At 39.5% G+C, this 15,427-nt stretch carries 13 protein-coding genes; 1 reads left to right on the forward strand and 12 read right to left on the reverse strand.

Annotated features, from left to right (window positions below; genetic code table 11):
• Window positions 1-69: 69 nt before the first annotated feature.
• The 6 genes from dnaB to CR194_RS19435 form a co-directional block, all read right to left on the reverse strand.
• Window positions 70-1,434, reverse strand: coding sequence for a replicative DNA helicase (dnaB, locus tag CR194_RS19410; protein WP_110612152.1), 1,365 nt, complete (start codon window positions 1,432-1,434; stop codon window positions 70-72).
• An 80-nt stretch (window positions 1,435-1,514) separates the two neighbouring features.
• The gene (gene rplI, locus CR194_RS19415) at window positions 1,515-1,961 is read right to left on the reverse strand and encodes a 50S ribosomal protein L9 (protein ID WP_110612155.1); all 447 of its coding nucleotides are present in this window, start codon (window positions 1,959-1,961) and stop codon (window positions 1,515-1,517) included.
• Window positions 1,958-3,928, reverse strand: coding sequence for a DHH family phosphoesterase (locus tag CR194_RS19420; RefSeq protein WP_110612157.1), 1,971 nt, complete (start codon window positions 3,926-3,928; stop codon window positions 1,958-1,960). The genes rplI and CR194_RS19420 overlap by 4 nt, the downstream gene beginning before the upstream one ends.
• 12 nt (window positions 3,929-3,940) lie before the next feature.
• Window positions 3,941-4,876 carry a YybS family protein gene (locus CR194_RS19425; RefSeq protein WP_110612159.1) on the reverse strand — a complete coding sequence of 312 codons (936 nt, stop codon included), beginning with the start codon at window positions 4,874-4,876 and terminating at the stop codon, window positions 3,941-3,943.
• A 170-nt stretch (window positions 4,877-5,046) separates the two neighbouring features.
• A complete protein-coding gene (locus CR194_RS19430) occupies window positions 5,047-5,232 on the reverse strand; it encodes a hypothetical protein (RefSeq protein ID WP_110612161.1) in 186 nt (61 codons plus the stop codon).
• 321 nt (window positions 5,233-5,553) lie between these two features.
• Window positions 5,554-7,404 (reverse strand): bifunctional metallophosphatase/5'-nucleotidase, encoded by a 1,851-nt coding sequence (locus tag CR194_RS19435; RefSeq protein ID WP_158282319.1) that lies wholly within the window; start codon window positions 7,402-7,404, stop codon window positions 5,554-5,556.
• Between the two features lie 916 nt (window positions 7,405-8,320).
• On the opposite strand from CR194_RS19435, the gene CR194_RS19440 reads away from it, so the two are divergent.
• Window positions 8,321-10,522, forward strand: a complete 2,202-nt coding sequence (locus CR194_RS19440; protein ID WP_110612165.1) for a bifunctional 2',3'-cyclic-nucleotide 2'-phosphodiesterase/3'-nucleotidase — start codon at window positions 8,321-8,323, stop codon at window positions 10,520-10,522.
• Window positions 10,523-11,048: 526 nt separating this feature from the next.
• Here the strand turns inward: CR194_RS19440 and CR194_RS19445 are convergent.
• The 6 genes from CR194_RS19445 to CR194_RS19470 form a co-directional block, all read right to left on the reverse strand.
• Entirely contained in the window at window positions 11,049-12,263 is a 1,215-nt protein-coding gene (locus CR194_RS19445) for a YibE/F family protein (RefSeq protein WP_110612167.1), read from the reverse strand.
• Window positions 12,264-12,550: 287 nt separating this feature from the next.
• On the reverse strand, window positions 12,551-12,781 hold the full coding sequence (gene rpsR, locus CR194_RS19450) for a 30S ribosomal protein S18 (protein ID WP_110612169.1): 231 nt from the start codon (window positions 12,779-12,781) through the stop codon (window positions 12,551-12,553).
• A 46-nt stretch (window positions 12,782-12,827) separates the two neighbouring features.
• Window positions 12,828-13,376 carry a single-stranded DNA-binding protein gene (gene ssb / locus CR194_RS19455; RefSeq protein WP_110612171.1) on the reverse strand — a complete coding sequence of 183 codons (549 nt, stop codon included), beginning with the start codon at window positions 13,374-13,376 and terminating at the stop codon, window positions 12,828-12,830.
• Window positions 13,377-13,421: 45 nt separating this feature from the next.
• A complete protein-coding gene (rpsF, locus tag CR194_RS19460; protein ID WP_110612173.1) occupies window positions 13,422-13,709 on the reverse strand; it encodes a 30S ribosomal protein S6 in 288 nt (95 codons plus the stop codon).
• A gap of 206 nt (window positions 13,710-13,915) precedes the next feature.
• A complete protein-coding gene (ychF, locus tag CR194_RS19465) occupies window positions 13,916-15,016 on the reverse strand; it encodes a redox-regulated ATPase YchF (protein ID WP_110612174.1) in 1,101 nt (366 codons plus the stop codon).
• A 148-nt stretch (window positions 15,017-15,164) separates the two neighbouring features.
• Complete coding sequence (locus tag CR194_RS19470; RefSeq protein WP_110612176.1) at window positions 15,165-15,371, reverse strand: DUF951 domain-containing protein; 207 nt, start codon at window positions 15,369-15,371, stop codon at window positions 15,165-15,167.
• Window positions 15,372-15,427: the final 56 nt, after the last annotated feature.

Here is a 15,427-nt window from a genome sequence, read left to right on the forward strand (position 1 = left end):
TATACTTTTTTTGTAACAAAAAAAACGAGACGCATATGTTGTCTCGTTTTTCCCATCGTTCTATTGTCCTTACGCACCTGGTGGCATATCACCCTCGTCATAACGTCGTTCTAAATTGACGAACTTGTTATATTCTTTCACGAATGCGAGCTCCACTGTTCCAACGGGTCCGTTACGTTGCTTCGCAATAATAATTTCAATGATATCCTTTTTTTCTGATTCCTGATCGTAATAATCATCTCGGTAGAGGAAAGCAACAATATCAGCATCTTGCTCAATACTACCCGATTCTCGAATGTCTGACATCATCGGACGCTTATCCTGTCGAGATTCAACGCCACGAGAAAGCTGGGATAAAGCAATAACGGGTAATTCCAGTTCACGGGCAAGCCCTTTTAATTCTCTGGAGATTTCCGAGACTTCCTGTTGTCTACCTTCCCCGCTACGCGAGTCTCCTTGAATGAGCTGTAAATAGTCAATCATGATCATTCCGAGGCCACGGTCTTGTTTTAATTTTCGGCACTTGGATCGAATATCTTTGACTTTGATTCCGGGAGTGTCATCAATATAAATACCAGCTTTTGATAAGCTTCCCATGGCCATCGTTAGCCGCTGCCAATCTTCGTCTTCAAGCTTTCCTGTACGAAGTCGCTGAGCGTCTATATTCCCCTCTGCGCACAACATACGCATGACAAGTTGGTCAGCCCCCATCTCCAAACTAAATATGGCTACATTTTCATCCGTTTTTGTGGCTACGTTTTGTGATATGTTCAAGGCGAAGGCTGTTTTACCTACAGATGGACGAGCAGCTACAATGACGAGGTCATTTCGCTGGAACCCGGCTGTAATTCGGTCTAGCTCCGTAAAGCCAGTAGGAATGCCTGTGACGTCACCTGCTGTATGCTGAAGCATTTCAATTTTATCAAAGGCTTCTACTAAAACATCTTTAATCTCTACGAACTCACCTGAATTTTTCTTTTGAGAAACTTCTAGTATAGACTTTTCCGCTGCATTTAAAATAGAATCTACGTCTTCATCAGCAGCGTAACCTTCAGAGGTAATGTTTGTTGCTACACGTATTAGCCTACGTAACAACGATTTTTCTTCAACAATTTGACTGTAATAAAGTGCATTGGCTGCTGTTGGTACAGCATTTGCTAAGTCACTCAAATACGATACGCCACCAATTTCTTCGAGCCATTTCTTTGTTTGCAATTCCGAGGTGACCGTAATTAAGTCCACCGGCTCACCTTTCTCGGAAAGATCTAACATGGCTGTGAAAATTCGCTGATGGGCTGCTCGGTAAAAATCCTCAGGAATTAAACGTTCATAGGCGGTGACGAGGGCTTCTTGTTCAATAAAAATCGCCCCTAGCACCGCCTGTTCGGCTTCAATATTTTGAGGTGGTGTTCGATCGGCAAATAAGTCAGACATGACTTGATTCCCTCATTTCCCACGTAAAATTAATGCAAATCATTCGATAGAAATGCTCAAAGCACTCCTATACGAAGAGTCTATTTAGCTTCCGCTACATGTACTTTTAAAGTAGCAGTGACTTGAGGATGAACTTTTACTTTTATGTTCGTATACCCTAAAGCACGGATCGGTTCGTTCATCTCAATTTTCCGTTTATCAATCTTCAAGTCCATTTTTTTCAATCTTTCAGCAATCTGCTTGTTTGTTACAGCACCAAATAACCGACCGTTTTCTCCAGCTTTTGCAGTTAGTTCAATCGTCATATTTTCTAATTCTTCCTTGAACTTTTCTGCCGCTTCAAGTTCTTTTTCAGTCTGACGCTCTTCACTTTCTTGCTTTTTTTCTAACGATTTCATATTACCTTTATTTGCCTCTACGGCAAGATTATTTTTTAACAAATAGTTTCTTGCGTATCCCTCTGATACATTCTTCACTTCGCCTTTTTTACCTTTTCCTTTTACATCGTCCAAAAAGATGACTTTCACGATGATTGTCCCCCTTTGAAATATTCGTCTATTTTTTCTTTCAATAATTCTTCCACTTCGTCAATCAGCAAATCATCTATCTGCGTAGCCGCATTCGTTAAATGTCCTCCGCCATCCATCATTTCCATGATCACCTGCACATTAACTTCACCAAGAGAACGAGCACTAATACTAACTCGTCCGTCATCTAATTTCGATATGACGAAAGACGCAACCACGTTATTCATAGTAAGCAACGTATCAGCTGCCTGTGCAATAAGCACTTGACCATAAGATTCATCAGAATAACCTTTAGCTATTGCCATTCCACCAGAATAAATGTACGCTTTTTCGATCAGTTTCGAACGTCTCACATACTGGTCAAAATCCTCTTTTAATAGTTTTTGAACCAACGTAGTGTCTGCTCCACGACTGCGAAGATAGGAAGCAGCATCAAATGTCCGTGAGCCCGTTCGGATGGCAAAGCTTTTCGTATCTACAATGATTCCAGCAAGTAGTGCTGTGGACTCTAACACATCTAAATCAGGCTGAGAAGGTTGATATTCTAGAAGTTCTGTAATAAGCTCCGCCGTTGATGAAGCGTAAGGTTCCATGTACACAAGCACGGCATCATCAATAAAGTCTTCACCTCGTCGATGATGATCAATGACAATCGTACGGTCCATTCTTTCTAGTAACTTCGGATCCATCACAAGAGATGGCTTATGGGTATCTACCACAACCATTAATGTATCGTCTGTCGCCTCTTCTCTTGCTTCTTCCGGGGTAATAAACTGAGCCCACAAATCGTTATGACCTTCAATCTCTTCCAGTAGTTTATGAACACTTTGATTCACATCATTTGGATTTAATATAATAAAGCCGTCTTTTCCATTAGCTTCGGCAATCTTCAACATCCCTATTGCCGCACCAACTGAATCCATATCCGGATTTTTGTGACCCATGACAAATACTTTATCACTTTCTAGGACGAAATCCCGAATAGCGTGAGAAATCACACGGGCCCGGACTCTCGTGCGCTTTTCCATAGCATTTGACTTACCGCCATAAAACCGCCCTTTACCATTCTTTTCTTTGATCGCGACCTGATCTCCACCTCTTCCAAGAGCTAAATCAAGACTGGATTGAGCTAAACTTCCCAGCTCCCGGAGTGATGACTCTCCACTGCCAATGCCTACGCTCAAAGTGACGGCAACTTTTTCTTTCGCTGTATTATCTCTGATTTCATCCAGGATAGTAAAGCGATTTTCTTCCAATACTTTCAGTGAATCTTCATTAAAAACAGCGACGAATCGGTCAGCTGCCGTTCTTCGAATAAATATATCGTGCTCTTTCGACCATCGGTTTAATGAGTCTGTTACGTGAGTTAACAATTTACTGCGAATTTGATCATCCATACCTTGGGTTACTTCATCATAGTTATCAAGGTAAATGAGTCCGAGCACTGTTTTTTCTCGTTCAAATAAATCTTTGAATTCCTGCTCTTCTGTCACATTAATAAAATAGAGCAAACGTTCATTAGGTTCATGGAAAACACGATAATTATGATCAAGTATTTCTACTAAAAACCGCTTCTTATCTTTATCCACTTCATCCTTAAGATGACTGGAAAAAAATGAAATCGATTCTCCAACCAACTCTTGCTCCACAAGTCTTGCTAAATATGGATTGGTCCATTGAATTTCCCGGTCTTCATTATAAAGTAATATTCCGATAGGCAGTTTAGTTACTGCTTCTTCCCCCGCTTTATTGACCCGGTACGTTAATGTAGAAATGTATTCGGATAAGTCTCTTTCAAAATGGGTTCTCGCCCGAATGATTAGAAAGAGGACAACTCCTAAACTTGCAAACCCTATAAGCCCTACTTGCCATTGGAAATACGTTAATATTCCAGTAAACAGCACAGCTACGCTAAACAAGGCAATGACGTGATATCCATGCCACTTTCTTAACAGGAATTTCGGCATTCTTCACAACTCCTATTTCTGCGCGTTCATCCGCTTTCTCAAGTCAAAACCTAAATCAATTATACCTAAGATTCGTAAGATATGAAGGAAAATCGGAAAAAGAAATGAAATCACAACGAGAATAACGGGAATCACGATACTCCATCTCTTAAAGTGAAAATAGAAAAACATAAGTGCAAGCCCCTGGATAACCATGACCACATCCAATATTGGCCTAAGGTTTGCCACAACTGTGTGTAATGCCGTTCCTTCATCCACCCCTATTAATATGAACAAATAGGTAAGTAAATAATACCATATAAACGCTTTTGGAAAGCTCCACTCCCTAAGTGGTGGAAACCTATTTACATCTCGGTGTTTTTTTCTTAACAAAGCCCCTGCGATTATTTGAACGATAAAAGCAAAAATAACCCCAACGATGATCATCAGAGTAGGAGCAATAACCACTAGCCCATCTATAAATTCATGGGCCATTTCCAATGCTTCTCCTTGTTCATCCCCCATTACAACCAACAGATCTTCTGTCATCTCCGTCGATTCCATCATAACATCTTGAAATCCTTCAATTGGATTTACATCAAGAATGAGAATACTCCCTACATAAATAAGAATAAACGCGGTAATAAAACTTAACGAACCACCTAACAGAACAGCGAATGCCTCTCTGTTACGCCGATAACCTTCACCAATGACCACACCACTAGCTGCAAAAGTAAAAGATAAAGGAAGGGCAATCGGTCCGATGATAATAAAAAGTAAGAAAAATGACAAAGTGGCTAACGTAATACCAGCCTTTAAACCATGTTTCTTCGTGAAAAAGATAAAAGGTATAGCTAAAAAAAAGAGGCTAATCAATCCTGCAACAGGGAGCCATAACGTCATGATCATAAGCAGAATATAGATCCCTAAGTGGATAGCGCCATCTTTAATTAATGGTGATTGTTCCATTCACTTCGTCCCTCATTTCAAACGTTCTTCTAACACCTTGATCTATTTTAGCATGAACAGATCTTAAACCACAAAAAATCAGCGATCAGCTAAAGCTGATCGCTCATATAATCATTTATTTATAAGGGGGGAAATAAATGAAAAGGTTGGAAATGACAATAGTGTTCAAATTATCGACTAATTTTTTTTGCTAATTCTTGTTCAACTTCTAAACTTTTTTGATAATCTTTTTCTCTGTCTTGTTCGATTTGGATTTTTTTATCTAAATCGTTTTTATAAGCTTCATGCCCAATTCCATGAGCTTGTTGCAGAGCTTTTTCCATATTATCGGTGTAGCGAATATTCTCTTCAGACATGCTGTTCCTTTTCTCCTCTCGCATTTTTCAATGTGAGTATTTTTCAGCTGTTTATGCTGATATTTTATGTATTCCACGCCTCGAAATATTTAAACACCTTTTTCATAAGATTATATTGAAGTTAATAAGAACTCGAGAAGATCAATCTAAACGGTCTGCATATACATTGGAGTTTTCACTTTTTCGATAACGCGAACTATTCTCTAGCGTCTTGACTCGCTCATTTTTCACTTAGTGTCAAAATAGGGAGCAGTCACTCACTAATGAAAAGACCAGGCCCTTTCTAAGCTCAGCTTAAAAAGGGCCTATTAAAACAGCTTCTTAGTTCACTTCTTCTATTTGAATTCTCCCTTCTCCATCTTCATAATCTACGGCACCCTCAGCATCCATGATGTCATCCAACAGTTGGAACATCGCATTTGTGATGTAACCTGCTTCTTGTTGAATGATATCAGCAGCAGAGAAGTCGTAACCACTACCACCTTCAGCCATGAAGTTATTTGTCACTAGCGTATACGTTTCGTTTTCATCAATAGGTTCACCATCTACAAACAAATCAGCATCTACGTATTCACCATCTTCATTCGTATAGATCGTATAGGTCAAACCAGATGTTTGCAGATCAATGCTATTACTTCTTGAGAAAGAATATTCTATGACGTCTTTTAAATCTTCTCCTGTAATCTCCAATTCACTTAGTTCATTACCGAATGGTTCAACCGTGTAAATGTCCGCAGCTTTAATGTCACCTTCTTCAATATTCGCGCGAATACCACCATTATTCGTTATTGCCATATCAGCATTCAACGCATCTTTCATCGAATCGGTGATAAAATTTCCTAAAGAAGTATCTCTTGTATAGCGTGCATCACGATACAACCCTGTGTTTGTGTAACCTACAACTGCTTCTAATAGTTCCTCTGCTTCAGCGTTGTATGCATCAACCATGTCCTGGACATCGTGATTGACGTCCGTCAACTCTTCCACATCTTGCAAATAATAGTCATTAAAAGTCACATCTGTACCGTCAAATTCAAGGTTGAAGTGACCAACGAATAACGAATCGCTTCCTGCTTGTACAACAGGCGTTCCATTTACAATCTCTTCTTCAAAAATTCTGCTGTGAGAGTGTCCTCCAATAATCACATCGAAGAAATCCACATTCTCCGCTAGATGTTTATCAGCACTATTCCCGATATGTGTTAATGCAATCAAGATATCTGTTTCATCTTGTAAGTAAGAATATTCTTCAGCTGTTTCTACGTAATCATGAAACTCTAGTCCGACAATACCAGATGGACTTGTTGCTGGGGGGTTTTGTGTTAAGGAAAAAATTCCTACGTCCACCCCGTCAATCTCATAAATTTCATAAGGTTCTGGTTGCTGAATGGCAATGTCCTCATCGACAACTTCCATGTTGGCACTTAACCAGTCAAAGTCTGCTTGCTCTTCTCTCGCAGCAAATGCTTCTTGGCCATAATCAAATTCGTGGTTTCCAATCGCCATCGCGTCTAATCCCATTTCGTTTAAAAGCTCAACAATTGGCTCACCATCTTGTAAGTCAACGACAGCATTCCCACTGAAAATATCCCCAGCATCTAAGAAAAGGTGATTATCTGCCTCTTCTCCTTTTTCGTTAATAAATGCAGACATTTTTCCGAAGTTATCAATCTTAGAATGGATATCATTCGTGTGTAAAATATCTAAAGAAAAAATGTCTTCGTCTTCTTGAACATAATCAAAGTCGACTTCAAATCCATTAATCGATAATGTACCTGCTAATCCATCAAGATCATCGTTTTCATGTTCTACTGTGACAAGTGATCGGTCTTCAGAGGAGACGTGAAAACCTGTTAATTCTGGGTCAACGATCGTTTCGTCATCTAACTCCACTTCTACGTCAATCATTCTATTTATATCCAAACCTTCTGGATATATTTTATCAAAATCAATTTCAAAGCTAGTAGAATCTATAACAATTACGTCTTCAATAGCACGCTTCGGACCATGAGGTGCCCCGTCACTATTTCCCTTTTGTTCCTGTTCACTTCCTTTTCCATTGCCTTGGTCTGCAGCAACGGGTGACAGGCCAACAAATGACCCTGCCATGAGAATGACTGCCATTAAAACCATCACTACTTTCTGATACACTTTCTGTCGATTCTTCATCATACGATTTCCTCCCTTAAATAAGTATTGGATAATCTTTGATTCTATTATCATTCTGATAGTAAAGATAATAGCTTTTAAATTATAAGCGTGATTTGGTCTTAACGTAAACCTTATCAATGAGAGCATCAAGCACTTATGCACATGACTTACGTACTAATTTAAACGAATATACTGTAATTATTTATCAGACCATCATTAGAAAATGTGTAGCTTTAGCTAAATTAATACTATTCGTGAAAAAGATCCCCTCTCACTCCCTATCATCTCAATAACTGAAATCATCTGATTCTTTTCCTCCAGTATGCAAATAATAGATGAGTTTTCTTCGACTTAAAAATTCTGTCTATTTTTTATGGTTAATTATGGTAATATAATTGCAATTAGAGGGCATCTTTTTGACAATGGACGAAAAATGTCAAACCTTCGTTATGAAATTAGTCTTGCATTCTTTAAGAATAAAAAGAAATTGTATAAAAGGTACGTGTTGTACCTACTTTGAAATACCCTTTTTCAGAAAATCAAAATGACACTCCTGACTACTTAGTTCATTAGAAATTTTCGGCCTGAGGAGACGAAAAAAGCACTGCCTATTTATGAAGAGGTATCAAGTTTTATTTTATTTACATTAATATACAAATAATGACGAAAGTAGGGTCCAATAAACTAAAAAAACTTGTCTAAATGTATTACCCATATCGATAAAAATTTGTGTTAACATATGGGAACGCTTCCAATTGTCTGACTTCATACATAGCAAATTGTCCGGTTTGTCTGGTAATTAGCTCAAGAAGAGGTGGATTCTTAAAAGGAGGTTTTTTTACTGGCTGTACTCTATATAGAGGAGGTGAAACCGACGAAATAATAGAATTAGCTAGCGCTTTATTTTTTCGGTTAATAAAAAAACAGGAGGTATTTTATGTTAAAGAATTGGAGATTTCCCCATGTTTTTAAAAGAGCAGCAATCTTATCATTACTATTTGTGTTCCTTTCACCAATGGTGACATTCGGTGAAGAGCATGATGAGAACGATGACCTTCATGAACTAATGATCATGACAACGACGGACATTCACTCTTATCTTATGCCTTATGACTACATGAACGATACAGAAGTAGACGATTACGGATTAGTAAAAACAGCCACATTGATTGACCAAATTCGAGCGAATCACGATAATACGATCTTATTTGATAATGGAGATATTTTTCAAGGAAGTCTTCTTGGAGAACTAGAAGCAACTGTAGAACCTCTTGAAGAAGGCGAGACGCAAGCGATTATTAAAGCATTTAATGAATTAGATTATGCCGCGGCATCGATCGGTAACCATGAGTTTAACTTTGGTTTAGACTTTTTAGACAATGCCATTGAAACATCAAACTTTCCATGGTTAAATGCCAATGTGTATGAAGCAGGAACAGATTTAGAAGAGCACCGATTTCAGCCATACGAAATCATTGAACATGAAGTGGACGGAAAGACCATTACACTAGGAGTCATTGGATTTACACCTCCACAAATCATGCAATGGGACAACCTTCACCTTGAAGGGAATGTCGAAGTAGAACACATTGTAGAATCTGCACAACGATACGTACCAGAACTAGCGGAACAAACAGACTTAGTTGTTGCTCTTGCCCACACTGGTGTGAACACGGGGGATCGTGAAACAGAGCACGCTGCCGTGAGTTTAGCAAGAGAAGTAGATGGGATTGATGCCCTTGTTATGGGACACGCACACCAAACATTCCCGGAAAACTCTGGCTATGATAATGTGGAAGGTGTCGATGACGAAGCTGGAACGATCCATGGTGTACCTGCTGTCATGGCAGGCTCTTGGGGAAGCCACTTAGGTACGATTCAACTTGACCTTACAGAAGAAAATGGAGAGTGGACGGTTGTCAGCTCCAAATCAGAAGTTACGGGAGTAGAAAACGTCGAAGCTGATCAGGGCATCGTCGACTTAATTGTAGATGTTCACGAAAGAACACTAGAATACGTTGATAGTGTTGTTGGAACAATGGCGGATAGCTTTAACACATTTTTCTCTTTAGTGATGGATAATGAAGTTTTACAGTTAGTGAACGATGCTCAGTTATGGTTCACAGAAGATTATTTAGAAGGAACGGAATATGAAGATAAACCGTTATTATCAGCAGCTGCTCCGTTTAGAGCTGGCTACAGAGGTGGGTACACAGAGGTTGATGCTGGTGACCTTAGAGTACGAGATCTAGCAGATATTTATGTGTATGATAATACGTTACAAGTTGTTGAAGTAGACGGTGATGGATTAAATCAATGGCTAGAACGCTCAGCAGAAAGCTTCAATCAAATTGATCCTAATGAAGAAGATGATCAATCATTACTTGCTAGCTTTAGTGCCTTTAACTATGATGTCATTGAAGGTGTCGAATACCAAATCGACGTTACACAGCCAATTGGTGAAAGAATTACTGATCTAACGTATGAAGGAGAACCGGTTACGTCAGATATGGAATTTTTAGTTGCAACCAATAACTATCGAGCTGGCGGTGGCGGTGATCACCTTGAAGGATTAGATGCACCACTGGTCGATTCATTACAAGCGTTAAGTATCGAAAACAGATACGTGATCTTGGACTATATTCAAGATTTAGGTACAGATTACACGCCATATGCGTCCTATAACTGGTCGATCAAACCTATAGAGACGAATGGTAGAGTGTTATTTAACAGTTCTGCTGATGGCGCAGAACACATCGATAAACTTGGATTAACTGCCGTTAGCGCAACGGGCGAGTTAATCGATGATGATAATAACGGTGCGGTTTACACGTATAACTTTACAGAAGAAATGCGTGCAGGAACAGATCAGCCTGATCTCCACACATTGGAAAGCACAATGAACGATTACGTTGATGCCGGTGAGCTTGGTGGCCCACTTGAAAATCAATTAGGTACTGCGTTAAAACAGGCCAAACACCATGAAAGTCATGAGCGTTACTCACAATCGGTGAAGTTCATGGAAAATTTCCTGAAACATTTAAATCGTAAACAGAGTGACCGACATATTGAAGAAGCAGCGAAAGCAGACCTTCAAGAGAAAACAGAACAAATTATTGAAGGTTTAAACGATAACTAAGTTTAGAATAGGAAGGATGATCCTTACTATTAATAAGAAGAAATAATGAGCTAGGACTTAATATGTCCTAGCTCATTTTCTAAGAAAAACGGTTTTGGTCCTAAACAACAGGTGGCTTATTTTGTTCCTGTTCGGTGGGATCGGACTCTATATCGTGTGGTGGGTATTATATCTCGTGGGTTTACTTCCCTTCTACCAGCTGCTTCGCTCACGTCGAGCTCTACCTACCTCCTTTACTTCCCTTCGCCATCGCACTTGCTCGTATTGAGCACTATACACCTCCCTTACTTCCTTTCGCCATTGCGACTTGCTTGCATCATGCTTTATCTCACTCGCTTGCTTAGAGCTTCGTTCAGTTAGTGCACATGGAATCGCCGTAAGTCAAATTTCACGTCACACCTGAGCAGATGAGGTGACTACCCATCCGTATAAAATTTCTAAATCCACAAATAAGATTTAACAGACCCTAAAATAAAAGGAGGATGCTCCAAAAGTAATTTTTGGTAACATCCTCCTTTTTCTTGTGTTAGTTTTTCGAACGTTTCTTTTTATCTGGTAGCAACTTTTTGTCTCGTTTATCTTTTTTCTTTTTTTCTTTCATCTCTTTTTTCTCCTCTATTATACTCGCTTCCTTTTCTACATCCACATTTTTATACAACAAACCAGCAACAATTGCTGTAATCGGAATAGCGTAGATTAAGCCAATACTCCCTGCTAAAATACGAACGATCTCGGTGGACATGGCATCCATATTCACGACTCGGGCAAAAGAAATATTGTGGGCGACCAATACTAACAAAAGCGACATCGAGGCCCCTGTGTAAGCAAGGATAAGCGTATTTGCCATCGTGCCCATTATATCTTTTCCTAAATTCAACCCTGATTTAATTAAATTTTTCGTACTAATAGCAGGATTGCTACGTTTTACTTCATCAATGGCAGAAGAGATCGACATCCCAATATCAAGGACAGCTCCGACTGCTCCAATAATCATTCCTGCAAATAATAACCCTTGATAATCGAAGTCAATTTGCTGTGGAATATACATGAGCATTTGTGTTTCGTCGCCACTCAGACCAGTTAACCTCGTCAACCTCGTCATCACCCAGGCTAGGATTCCAGCAATGATCACCCCACCAATTGTCCCTATGATGGCCGCTAATGACTTCCTATTAAATCCACTAATAATTAAAACAGAACTTGTAGTGATAATCGAAGCGACAAAGATCGTTACAGGAATCGGTGGTAGTCCTGCTAAAATAAAAGGTATGAGAACCTGAATGACAAGAAACGCTGTCAGTGCTAACGAAACAACCGTCTTAATCCCCTTTATGCCTCCAATTAATACAAGAGAAAAAATAAAAAAGGCCGTTAAATAACCTAAATAATGATCTCGTGTTAACTCCCTCACTAACGTTCGTTGAATGACCCCATCTTCACTCTCAATCCATAAAAGAACACGTTCACCTTCTTGGAAATAAAAATCTTGAGCAGGGTTACCTGATAATGTTTGCCTTGCCGTTACAGTTTCACCTTTGAATTCTCCTTGTTTCACCTTCACTACAATTTCTTGCACTTGAGGTGTATCTTCCAAGATTTCAATAATTTCACCTCTCACCGTTTCAGATGAAACATCCGTTTCCGGGACGGAAATGATATCGTTGGACTCGCTAAAAACATAAGACGGCACAATTAATAACAAACCGAAAAGTAAAAATAAAAAGACCGAAGTTTTTTTCATTACATTCCTAACTCCCAACGTGAAAAACCACCAAGTCTTGGTGTTTCATATAGATTATGTATGCTTAACATTAGTAGATAAACCCGTCTTAAAACTACTAATATGTAGTAGTAAAGCATGTCCAATTATAGCATAAAAACTAGTAAATTCGACAAAGTCTAGTGAATTATGAGTGTTACCCCCGGTTTCTTCTTGACTCGGTCATTTTTCAGTAAGTGATAAATCGGTGTTCAGTCAGCTGCAAACAAAAAAACACAGTAGCAAAGAGCTACTGTGTTGTGCAAGAATTATTCTCCAGTAACGAAAGGCAATAAAGCCATTGTACGGGAGCGCTTGATAGCGCGAGTTAATTGACGTTGATATTTTGCAGAAGTTCCAGTTACTCGGCGAGGAAGAATTTTTCCACGCTCAGAGATAAACTTGCTTAGCAAATTAGTATCTTTATAGTCAATATGCTTGATCTTGTTTACAGTAAAGTAACACACTTTACGTCGTTTTGGTCGTCCGCGACGTGCCATAAATATCCCTCCTTCTAATAAATTTTATCCGGTTTGAACCGGTTTCTTAGAACGGCAGGTCATCATCATTTATATCAATTGGCTTACCATCACTGGCAAACGGATCGTCATTTTGATTTCCTTGGCCGCCTTGATTTCCTTGACTATATCCACCTTGACCGGAGCCTTGGTTCGGATTATTTTGATAACCGCTGTTGTCATTTTGCTGTCCGTAGTTACTCTGACCTGAACCTTGACCTGAATATTGGTTTCCTCCACCGCCAGATCCTCCTGAACCACGAGGCTCTAGAAACTGAACGCTGTCCCCAACTACTTCAGTCATGAATACACGACGCCCTTCGTTATTATCGAAACTGCGTGTTTGAATGCGTCCGTCTACGCCTGCCTGACTTCCTTTTTTCAGAAAGTTAGCGACGTTCTCGGCTTGCTTCCTCCAAACGACAATGTTTATGAAGTCTGCTTCCTTCTGTCCTTGTGCGTTTGAAAACGGGCGGTTTACAGCTAATGTAAAAGATGCCACAGCAATACCATTTGCTGTATAGCGTAATTCTGGATCTTTCGTTAAACGTCCAACTAAAACGACGCGGTTAATCATCCGAAATCCTCCCCGGAACGTGATCTAAAGTCTGATATTTCGTTTCTATGCTTCCTCACGTACAGTAAGTGTACGTATGATGTTGTCGTTGATTGAGCTCAAACGATTGAATTCATCAAGCGCTTCTTTTCCAGCGTTTAATTTTAATAAAACGTAGAAACCTTCAGTGAAATCCTCGATTTCATAAGCAAGACGTTTCTTACCCATTTCCTTCGTTTCAGTCACTTCTGCGCCGTTGTCCGTTAAAATCTTGTTGAAACGTTCAATTGTTTCTTTGATAACCGTTTCTTCCAAGTTTGGACGTACGATGTACATAATTTCATAATTGCGCATATTCTGTCACCTCCTTTTGGTCTAGGCCCTTTCCGTCATTGAAAAGAGCAAGGAGCAAGCATGTGTTATTCCTTTTGCTCGCAAGTCTATATTATAGCAGATCGTTTCATGAGGTACAAGGATAGAATAATAAAAAACTAAGAAGCTGACCTTGAGCCAACTTCTTAGACGGGATTTAACATATTCTCATGGTTGCCAATCAAAACTTAAACGTTAAATCTAAAGTGAATGACGTCCCCGTCTTTCACAATGTATTCTTTTCCTTCTAAACGAACTTTACCTTGTTCTTTCGCTACACTCATGGATCCTGCTCCAATAAGATCTTCATAAGAAACGATTTCAGCTCGAATAAATCCTCGTTCAAAATCTGTATGAATCACTCCAGCTGCTTGTGGAGCTTTTGTCCCGTGATTGATCGTCCAAGCACGGACTTCCTGTTTACCTGCCGTAAAGTACGTCTCTAAACCAAGTAAATTATAAGCTGCTTTAATCAACTGATCCAAACCGGATTCTTCAATCCCTAAATCTTGTAAGAACTCTTCTTTTTCGTCCCCTTCAAGTTCAGCAATTTCAGACTCAATTTTTGCGCATACTACGATCACTTCTGAATTCTCTTGTGCTGCAAATTCTTTAACTTTTTGAACGTAAGGGTTGGCGTCTGCATCTAACAGTTCATCCTCACTCACATTCGCTGCGTATAAAACTGGCTTCCATGTTAGTAAATGAAGGCCTTTGACAATCTTTGTTTGTTCCTTCGTGAATTCAACACTTCGAGCTGGCATCTCTTCTTCAAAGGCATCACGCAATTTCGTTAATACCTCGTATTCTGCAACGGCGTCTTTATCTTTTTGCTTCGCCATCTTCTCTACTTTTCCAATTCGCTTCTCAACCGATTCAAGATCGGCTAAAATCAATTCCAAATTGATGACTTGAATGTCTCGAAGAGGATCAACGCTCCCCGACACGTGCGTTATGTTGTCATCGTTAAAGCAGCGCACGACATGAGAAATGGCATCCACTTGACGAATATGCGAAAGGAACTTGTTTCCGAGACCTTCCCCTTTACTTGCACCTTCGACTATTCCGGCAATATCAGTGAATTCGAATGCCGTTGGGACCGTTTTATCTGGTACAACTAATTCAGTTAATTTATCCAAGCGTGGGTCTGGCACTTCGACAATCCCTACATTAGGATCAATCGTACAGAACGGGTAATTGGCTGACTCTGCTCCCGCTTGTGTAATTGCATTAAATAACGTGGACTTCCCGACGTTCGGAAGACCGACAATTCCAGTTGTTAAAGCCATACATCATACTCCCTTTATTTAAAAATCATCAGATTTTCTGTCCTATTTACATCCTTGTTAATTATAGAGACTTATAGAACAATTCGCAACCAAGAAAAGAGCAGGCCCTTTTATAACAAAAAAGATCTTCACCGGAAAGTGAAAATCTTTAAGCTTCAGATCCTGTTGACTTCTCCAATACTTTTTTCATTTTTTTAGAAAACTCTTTTCTCGGGATCATGACACTATGGTCGCAGCCTAGACACTTTATTCGAATATCCATACCCATTCGAATAATCTTCCATCGGTTTTCCCCACATGGATGCTGCTTTTTCATTTCGACCACGTCATGCAAGTCAAATGATTTATCATTCATATTCTTACTCCCCTTTACTGCATTTTAGAGGGTACTGAAACTTTTTCAGTCGCTTA

Source organism: Salipaludibacillus keqinensis (assembly GCF_003226325.1).
Lineage (GTDB): Bacteria > Bacillota > Bacilli > Bacillales > Salisediminibacteriaceae > Salipaludibacillus > Salipaludibacillus keqinensis.